Origin of the sequence: Roseateles sp. (assembly GCF_019237615.1) — a bacterium.
Classification (GTDB): domain Bacteria; phylum Pseudomonadota; class Gammaproteobacteria; order Burkholderiales; family Burkholderiaceae_C; genus Pelomonas.
The window spans coordinates 1-8,593 of record NZ_JAFAGT010000106.1 but is presented as its reverse complement, the minus strand read 5'-3'; the positions used below and the strand labels follow the sequence as shown (position 1 = coordinate 8,593).

At 69.8% G+C, this 8,593-nt stretch carries 11 protein-coding genes; all 11 read left to right on the top strand.

Features of this window, described 5'->3' with window-relative positions:
• On the top strand, positions 1-1,124 hold a 1,124-nt coding region (locus JOY88_RS22410), incomplete at its 5' end, for a 30S ribosomal protein S1 (RefSeq protein WP_293504870.1).
• Between the two features lie 180 nt (positions 1,125-1,304).
• Positions 1,305-1,604, top strand: a complete 300-nt coding sequence (locus JOY88_RS22405) for an integration host factor subunit beta (protein WP_056202110.1) — start codon at positions 1,305-1,307, stop codon at positions 1,602-1,604.
• 15 nt (positions 1,605-1,619) lie between these two features.
• Positions 1,620-1,919, top strand: coding sequence for a LapA family protein (locus tag JOY88_RS22400; RefSeq protein WP_293504866.1), 300 nt, complete (start codon positions 1,620-1,622; stop codon positions 1,917-1,919).
• Positions 1,909-3,051: a lipopolysaccharide assembly protein LapB gene (gene lapB / locus JOY88_RS22395; RefSeq protein WP_293504864.1), complete on the top strand. Its 1,143-nt coding sequence runs from the start codon at positions 1,909-1,911 to the stop codon at positions 3,049-3,051. Before JOY88_RS22400 ends, lapB begins: the two co-directional genes overlap by 11 nt.
• Positions 2,994-3,779 carry a glycosyltransferase gene (locus JOY88_RS22390; protein ID WP_367269832.1) on the top strand — a complete coding sequence of 262 codons (786 nt, stop codon included), beginning with the start codon at positions 2,994-2,996 and terminating at the stop codon, positions 3,777-3,779. Before lapB ends, JOY88_RS22390 begins: the two co-directional genes overlap by 58 nt.
• Positions 3,776-4,723 carry a glycosyltransferase family 32 protein gene (locus JOY88_RS22385; RefSeq protein WP_293504862.1) on the top strand — a complete coding sequence of 316 codons (948 nt, stop codon included), beginning with the start codon at positions 3,776-3,778 and terminating at the stop codon, positions 4,721-4,723. Before JOY88_RS22390 ends, JOY88_RS22385 begins: the two co-directional genes overlap by 4 nt.
• Before the next feature lie 89 nt (positions 4,724-4,812).
• Positions 4,813-5,385: a D-sedoheptulose-7-phosphate isomerase gene (locus JOY88_RS22380; RefSeq protein ID WP_293504861.1), complete on the top strand. Its 573-nt coding sequence runs from the start codon at positions 4,813-4,815 to the stop codon at positions 5,383-5,385.
• Entirely contained in the window at positions 5,382-6,317 is a 936-nt protein-coding gene (gene rfaE1, locus JOY88_RS22375; protein ID WP_293504860.1) for a D-glycero-beta-D-manno-heptose-7-phosphate kinase, read from the top strand. The genes JOY88_RS22380 and rfaE1 overlap by 4 nt, the downstream gene beginning before the upstream one ends.
• 68 nt (positions 6,318-6,385) lie before the next feature.
• Positions 6,386-6,808 (top strand): adenylyltransferase/cytidyltransferase family protein, encoded by a 423-nt coding sequence (locus JOY88_RS22370; protein WP_293504872.1) that lies wholly within the window; start codon positions 6,386-6,388, stop codon positions 6,806-6,808.
• Positions 6,808-7,344 carry a D-glycero-alpha-D-manno-heptose-1,7-bisphosphate 7-phosphatase gene (locus tag JOY88_RS22365; protein ID WP_293504859.1) on the top strand — a complete coding sequence of 179 codons (537 nt, stop codon included), beginning with the start codon at positions 6,808-6,810 and terminating at the stop codon, positions 7,342-7,344. The genes JOY88_RS22370 and JOY88_RS22365 overlap by 1 nt, the downstream gene beginning before the upstream one ends.
• Position 7,345: 1 nt before the next feature.
• On the top strand, positions 7,346-8,446 hold the full coding sequence (locus JOY88_RS22360; protein ID WP_293504858.1) for a glycosyltransferase family 4 protein: 1,101 nt from the start codon (positions 7,346-7,348) through the stop codon (positions 8,444-8,446).
• Positions 8,447-8,593: the final 147 nt, after the last annotated feature.

Below are 8,593 nucleotides of genomic sequence, written 5' to 3'. Positions count from 1 at the left end.
CGCTGTCGGAAGGCGCGATCGTCCAGGGCGTGGTCAAGAACATCACCGAGTACGGTGCGTTCGTGGACCTGGGCGGCATCGACGGCCTGCTGCACATCACCGACATGGCATGGCGCCGTGTCCGCCACCCGAGCGAAGTCGTTCAGGTCGGCCAGGAACTGACCGCCAAGGTCCTGAAGTTCGACGCCGAGAAGAACCGCGTCTCGCTGGGCATCAAGCAACTGGGCGACGACCCGTGGTTCGGCGTGGCCCGCCGCTACCCGACCGGCACGCGCCTGTTCGGCAAGGTCACGAACATCGCCGACTACGGCGCGTTCGTCGAGATCGAGCCGGGCATCGAAGGCCTGGTGCACGTCTCCGAAATGGACTGGACCAACAAGAACATCGCCCCCAGCAAGCTGGTCTCGCTGGGCGACGAAGTCGAAGTCATGGTCCTGGAGATCGACGAAGACAAGCGCCGCATCAGCCTGGGCATGAAGCAGTGCAAGGCCAACCCGTGGGAAGAGTTCGCCGAGAACGTCAAGCGCGGCGACAAGGTCAAGGGTCCGGTCAAGTCCATCACCGACTTCGGCGTGTTCGTGGGCCTGGCCCAGGGCATCGACGGTCTGGTGCACCTGTCCGACCTGTCTTGGGACGAAGCCGGCGAAACCGCCGTCCGCAACTTCAAGAAGGGCCAGGAAGTCGAAGCCGTCGTGCTGGCCGTGGACGTCGAGCGCGAGCGCATCTCGCTGGGCATCAAGCAGCTGGACAGCGACCCGTTCACCGCCTTCACCACGATCAACGACCGTGGCGCCTCGGTGACCGGCAAGGTCAAGACCGTGGACCCGCGCGGCGCTGAAGTCGAGCTGGCTGACGGCGTGATGGCCTATCTGCGCGCTTCGGAAATCTCCCGCGACCGCGTGGAAGACGCCCGCAACGTGCTGAAGGAAGGCGACGAAGTCACCGCCGTCATCGTCAACGTGGATCGCAAGACCCGCAACATCCAGCTGTCGATCAAGGCCAAGGACAACGCCGACCAGCAGGAAGCCATGCAGCGCATCAGCCAGTCGAACGAGCGTGAGAACGCCGGCACGACCAGCCTGGGCGCCCTGCTGCGCGCCAAGCTGGACAACCAGGGCAACTAAGCCCCCGGTTGACCACCCGGCCTCCCCGGAGGCCGGGTATGCTCCCCACAGGCTCGCCGGCCTCGCCAGCGGGCCTGTTTCAATTGAAGACAGCGAATGCAACCACAGGGGCACATGGATGAATCCGTGCCTCTGTGCCTCAGTACCTCTGTGGTTGCCTTTTGAATTGAGCCATTCCACATGACCCGCTCCGACCTCGTCGCCGTGCTCGCCGAACGATTTGGCCAACTGACCCAGCGGGACACCGAGTTCGCGGTCAAGACCATCCTCGACGCGATGAGCGACGCCCTCGCGCGCGGCCACCGCATCGAGATCCGCGGCTTCGGCAGCTTCTCCATCAGCCGCCGCCCGCCCCGCGTGGGCCGCAACCCGCGCAGCGGCGAGCAGGTCATGATCCCGGAGAAGCTGGCACCGCATTTCAAGCCCGGCAAGGCGCTGCGCGAAGCCGTCGACAAGCATCTCCCGGTCACCGACGCCTGAGCCAGAATCCGCGCCATGCGCACCCTCGTCTGGCTCCTGCGGGCCCTGCTCTTCTTCACGCTGTTCGCCTTTGCGCTGAACAACAGCCACGAAGCCGTCGTGCACTGGTTCTTCGGCCACGAATGGCGCGCCCCCCAGGTCATCATCGTGCTGCTGGCCTTCGGCTTCGGCGCCGCTTTCGGCGTGCTGGCCATGGTGCCCGCCTGGTGGCGCCACCGACGCGCCGCGCAACGCGCCGAGCCCCTGCCCGACGCCCCCAATCCGGCGCCCGAGTCGCCCGCAACGCCTTTCTCTGCCCACCAAGATGGAGTTTGATCCGCGCTGGCTGCTCTTCGTCCTGCCCGTCGTCTTCGTCCTCGGCTGGCTGGCCTCCAAACTCGACTCCCGCCAATGGAAGCTCGAGCAACGTGAATCCCCCAAGGCCTACTTCAAGGGCCTGAACCTGCTGCTCAACGAACAGCAGGACAAGGCCATAGACGCCTTCATCGAGGCCGTCCAGAACGACCCTGACACCTCCGAGCTGCACTTCGCGCTCGGCAGCCTGTTCCGCCGCCGCGGCGAGACCGAGCGTGCCGTGCGCGTGCACGAACACCTGCTGCGCCGCGGCGACCTGCCCAGGACCGATCGCGACCGCGCCCAGCACGAGCTGGCCCAGGACTTCTTCAAGGCCGGCCTGTTCGACCGCGCCGAGGCGGCCTACGCCGAGTTACGTGGCACGGCCTTCGAGCGCGAGGCCCGCCTGGCCCTGCTGTCGCTGTACGAGCGCTCGCGCGACTGGTCCAAGGCCGCAGAGGTCGCCGCCGAGCTTGAGGCTGCCGGCACCGGCTCGTTCTCCGGCCGCATCGCGCATTACCTGTGCGAGCAGGCCCTGGTCGCACAGTCCCAGGGCCATGCCGACCTGGCCCAGGAACTGCTCGGCCAGGCCCAGCGCCGCGAGCCGGAAGGTGCGCGCGCCCATGTGCTGCAGGGCCAGCTGCTGCTGAAGGCCGGCCAGCCCGAAGCGGCGCTGGCGGCGTTCACCAGGCTGCTGGCCGCCAACCCGCCGGCCTTCAACCTGGTCGCCACCGACTGCGCCACGGCCGCCCAGGCCCTGGGCCAGCCCGAGCGCGCCATCGCGCTGCTGCAGGAGCAATACCAGCGCGCGCCCAGCATGCACCTGCTGCGCGCGCTGGCCCTGCTGCAGCCCGGCCCGCAACGTGAGCGCCTCGTCGCCCATCTGCACGAGCAGCCGGCCCTGTCCGCCGCGACCGAGCTGCTCAAGCTCAATGCCGCGGCCCTGCCGGCCGACGAGGCCGGGCCCATGGTGCAGACCCTGGAGAAGGCCGTCAAACCCCTGCTGCGCTACCGCTGCGCGGCTTGCGGCTTCGAGGCCGCGCACTATTTCTGGCAATGCCCCGGTTGCCTCAACTGGGACACCTATCCGCCCCGGCACGTGGAAGAGTTGTGAGAACCATCGTCTGCATGAAATGGGGCACCAAGTACGGCCCCGAATACGTCAACCGCCTCTACGCCATGGTGCGCCGCCACCTGCGCGGGGACTTCGAGTTCGTCTGTCTGACCGACCGCACCGAAGGCATACGCGGTGAGGTGAAGTGCTTCCCCATCCCCGAGCTGACGCTGCCCAACGGCGAGCCTGAGCGCGGCTGGAAGAAGCTGACGACCTTCAGCCCCGTCCTCGTCAACGAGTACGGCCTGAGCGGCACCGCCCTCTTCCTCGATCTCGACGTCGTCATCGTCGACGACATCACGCCCTTCTTCGAGGTGCCGGGCGACTTCCTCATCATCCATGACTGGAAGCGCCCCTGGCGCGTCACCGGCAACTCCTCGGTCTACCGCTGGGTGCTGGGCGCCCATCAGGACGTGCTGACCGAGTTCGTAGCCGACCAGGCCAAGGCCAAGGCCCAGTTCCGCAACGAGCAGGCTTTCCTCTCCGCCGTGCTGCACCGCCAGGGCAAGCTGCAGTACTGGGATGCCGCCTGGTGCGCCAGCTACAAGTACCACTGCATCCCGGCCTGGCCGACCAGCTACTGGCGTGATCCCTTTGTCCCCCGGGGCGCGCGCATCCTGATCTTCCACGGCGTCATGAACCCGCCCGATGCGCTGGCCGGCCGCAGCAACGGCAACTGGCGGCATGCGCGACCGGCGCGCTGGATCGCCGACCACTGGCGCGAATGAGCGCCCTGCCGCTCGCGGTCCTGGCCATCCTGGCCGGCCTGCTGCTTCGCGAACTGGCCACGGTGCTGCGGGCCCGCGTGCCGGCGCAGACACGCGCCATCATGGTGGGCGACAACGCGCCGCCGTGCCAGGATGAGATCCCCAGGATCCTCTGGACCTACTGCCAGTCGTCGCCCGCGCCCGCCTTCATGCAGGCCTGCCTGGACAACTGGCGCCAGTTCGCACCCGACCACGAGCTGCGGCTGCTGGACCGCGACAGCGTTGACCGGTGGCTGCCCGCGCTGCGCGCCGACTTCGACGCCCTGCCCGCCCGCCAGCAGGCCGACTGGCTGCGCCTGCAGCTGCTGGCCCGCCACGGCGGCGTGTGGATGGACACCTCCATGCTGCTCAGCCGCGACCTCGGCTGGCTGCATGACACCCGCAGGCGCCGCGCCGCCGACTACGTGGGCTTCTACATCGACCGCGACACGACGCGGCCCGAGCTGCCCATCATCGAGAACTGGTTGATGGCCTCGGTGCCCGGCGGCCGCTTCACCACGGCCCTGGCCCAGGCCTTCGACCGCGCGCTGGACGAGGGCGCCGAGGACTGGCTGCAGGGGTTGCACGCCGAGGGCCGGCATGCGCGCGTCGTGCAAGGCCTGGCCGAGGATTGCCAGCACCGGCTGCCGATGCAGGTCGCCGCCAGCGCGCTGCTGGACCGTGACCCGCAGACCGCACGCCTTGTGCTGCTGCGCGCCGAGGACGGCCCCTTCGCCTGGCAGGCAGGCCTGGGCTGGCGCCAGCGCCACTTCTACGCCCGCCTGGCCCTGGTGCCCTGTCCCCGCGTGCTCCCCGCCGTGCTGAAGCTGCGCGGCGGCGAACTCGCGGTCGTCGAGCGCAACTGGCAGCGCGGCCTGGTGTCGCCGTTCAGCGCGCTGCGCCATCTCATGGACCGCCGGCCCTAGCCGCCCCGGCGGCGCCCGAGGACCGGCGCCGCCCATCGTCGATACTCGAAGGACCCGTCCGCAGGCGGGCACCAACCGCCCGTTCACCCATGAGTTCCCTGTTTCTACGCAACCTCGACGAACACCTGCAGCTGATGCAGATCCTGGGAGCGCTCGACGCGCAGGTGCTGGCGTCCGGCCGGCGCCTGGCGAGCGTGCTGGGCGCGGGCGGCAAGATCATGTTCTGCGGCAATGGCGGCTCCGCCGCCGACAGCCAGCACCTGGCCTCCGAGCTGACCGGCCGCTTCATCAAGGACCGTCGCCCGCTGGCCGGCCTGGCCCTCACCGTCGACAGCTCGGCGCTGACCTGCATCGCCAACGACTACAGCTTCGACGACGTGTTCTCGCGCCAGGTTCAAGGTCTGGGCCGAGCGGGCGACGCGCTGATCGGCATCTCGACCTCGGGCAACTCCACCAATGTGCTGCGTGCCGTCGAGGCCGCCAAGGCCATGGGCATCCACACGCTGGGCCTGCTGGGCCGCGATGGCGGCAAGCTGGGCGCGCTGTGCGACGACAGCATCGTCGTGCCGCACACCGTCACCGCGCGCATCCAGGAGGCGCACCTGCTGATCGGCCACACGCTGTGCGGGCTGATCGAGGCCGAGATGGGCCTGGGCCAATGACCGCCCTGCCCAGCCGCGAACGGCTCGCCGCCTGCCGCATCCTGGTTGTCGGCGACGTGATGCTGGATCGCTACTGGCACGGCGCCGTCGAGCGCATCTCGCCTGAGGCACCGGTGCCGGTCGTGCGCATCGAGCGCGAGGAGGAACGCCTGGGCGGTGCAGCCAACGTCGCGCTCAACATCCGCACGCTGGGCGCGCGCGCGACGCTGCTGACCGTCGTGGGTCCCGACGAGCCCGCGCGGCGCCTGCGCGAGCTGCTGCAAGCGCGCGACATCGAGACCGTGCTGCGCGAGGACAAGCAGCTCTACACCATCGTGAAGCTGCGCGTCATCGGCCGCGCGCAGCAGCTGCTGCGCGTGGACTTCGAGAACGAGCCCGACCACGAGGCCCTGGGCGAGATGCTGGACGACTTCGCTGCGCAGTTGCCGCAGCACGACGTCGTGCTGTTCTCGGACTACGGCAAGGGCGGCCTGACCCACATCCCGCGCATGATCAAGATGGCCCGCGCGGCGGGCAAGCCGGTGCTGGTCGATCCCAAAGGCAGCGATTACCGGCGCTATGCCGGTGCCAGCGTCATCACGCCCAACCGCGGCGAGCTGGCCCAGGTGGCCGGCGCCTGGCGCGGCGAAGCGGACCTGCACGCCAGGGTCGATGCGCTGCGCGCCGACATCGCCGTCGGCGCGGTGCTGCTGACGCGCTCGGAGGAAGGCATGACGCTGTTCGACGCCGACGGCGTCACGCACGAGCCGGCGCGCGCCCGCGAGGTGTTCGACGTGACCGGCGCGGGCGACACCGTCATCGCGACGCTGGCTGCGCTGACCGGCGCCGGCATGCCCCTGCCCGACGCCATGCGCCTGGCCAACAAGGCCGGCGGCATCGTCGTCGGCAAGTTCGGCACGGCGACGGTCAGCTACGAGGAATTGGCCGAGTGAGCGCCCTGGAAGACAAGCTCGTCGATGCCGCCGCGCTCGACGGCGCCGCGCTGGCCGCGAGGCTGGCCATGCTGGGCCGCCCCATGGTGTTCACCAACGGCGTTTTCGACGTACTGCACCGCGGCCATGTGGCCTATCTGCACGAGGCGCGCGCGCAGGGCGCCAGCCTCGTCGTCGCCGTCAACTCCGACGCGTCGGCGCGCGGCCTCGGCAAGGGGCCGGACCGGCCGCTGAACCGCGACGTCGACCGTGCCCTGGTGCTGGCCGGCCTGGCGTCGGTCGACGCGGTGCTGTTCTTCGACGAACCCACGCCTTGCGCGCTGCTCGCCCGCGTGCGGCCGCAGCTCTACGTGAAGGGCGGCGACTACGACATGGAGGTGCTGGAGGAGACGCGGCTGGTGCGCTCCTGGGGCGGCGACGCGCGCGCCATCCCCTTCGTCGACGGCTACTCGACGACCGCCCTCGTCAACCGCATCCGCGCCGCCCGTTGATGCGCCCCGCCGCCTTCCTCGACCGCGACGGCGTCATCAACATCGACCACGGCTACCTGTACCGCTGGGACGATTTCGAGTTCGTCCCCGGCGCCGTCGATGCGCTGCGCCGCCTGCAGGCGGCCGGCTATGCGCTCGTCATCGTGACCAACCAGTCAGGCATCGCGCGCGGCTACTACGACGAAGCCGCCCTGCAGGTGCTGCACGACGCGCTGCGCGAGCACCTGGCCGGACAGGGCATCACGCTGGATGCCATCGAGCACTGCCCCCACCTGCCCGACGGCTCCGTGGCCCGCTACGCCATCGACTGCGACTGCCGCAAGCCGGCGCCGGGCATGATCCTGCGCAGCGCGCAGGCGCTGGGCATAGACCTCCCGCGCTCGCTGTTGTTCGGCGATAAGTCGTCGGACGTCGAGGCCGGCCGGCGCGCCGGCGTCGGCCGCAGCATCCGCCTCGCGAAGAACGCCGAACCGGGATCCGCGACGGCGGACTACGTCAACCTCCCCCAGGCCCTAGACGCGCTGGGCATCGCCTGACATGAGCCGCCCCCCCGTCTTCGCCATCGAGGCCACCAACCTGACCGACGAGCGCGGCACCGGCATCGGCCGCTACACGCGCCAGCTCATCGAGGCGCTGTCGGCGCTGCAGCTGCCGGCGCAGGACGAGTTCGAGCTGCTGCAGCTGTGCAAGCGCTCGCGCTGGAAGCTGCGCGAGCGCCTGGCCCAGGGGCCGCGCCTGTCCAGCCGCTGCTGGTGGGGCCCGGTCTGGCCAATCCCGCGGCCGGACTGCGCCCTCGTGCACGTGCCCGACGAGCGCGAGCCACCCTGGCGCGTGCCCATCGTCGCCACGGTGCACGACCTCTACGCGGCGCTCAACGTCAACAGCGGTGACGAGAAGAAGCGCCTGCGCAAGCTGCGCCACTACGCGCACCTGCGCGACCACTGCACGAGGCTGGTCTGCGTCAGCGAGAACACGCGGCAGGACTTCCTGCGACTGGTGGGCGGGGACCCGGCGCGGCTCAAGGTCGTACCGCCCGGCGTGTCGCCGCAGTTCCGCCCGCACACACCGGAAGAGCTCGACGCCGTGCGTGCCCGCCACGACCTCGCGGGGCCCTATCTGCTGTTCGTCGGTTCCACGCCCAACAAGAACCTGGCCCGCACCATCGAGGCTTTCGCCGCCGGCCGTTTCGACCGGGACTTCACGCTGATGGTCTGCGGCGAGCGCTCGCTGGCCCAGGGCCAGGTGCTGGCCGGCCGTGTCGCCGAGCTGGGCCTGACCGCGCGCGTGCGCTTCGCCGGCTTCGTCAGCGACGCCGACCTGCCGGCCCTGTACGCCGGCGCGGCGGCCTATCTGTTCCCGTCGCTGTACGAAGGCTATGGCCTGCCCATCCTGGAGGCCATGGCCAGCGGCACGCCGGTGCTGACCAGCGACCGCGGCGCCTGCCCCGAGGCGGCGTCGGGCCATGCCGTCATTGCCGACCCGGAAGACGTCGGCGCGCTGGCATCCGGCATCGCCGCAGCGGTGGCCCTGCCCGAGGAGCGCCGCACCGCGGCGCTGGCCTACGCCCGCACGCGCAGCTGGGAAGCCACCGCGCGCGGCACGCTGGCCGTGTGGCGGGACGTGCTAGCCCGGCCCTAGCCTGAAGTTCCCCGCACCCCAAGCCCGCCAAGCGGCCTGTTCTCTCTATGAGGCAGGCCGCTTTTGCTTGGGCAGATGACCAGGTATTTGTACCCATGTAATTTGCTTGAATTTTCTGTGTCAATGAACTATCTACGTAGTCATGCA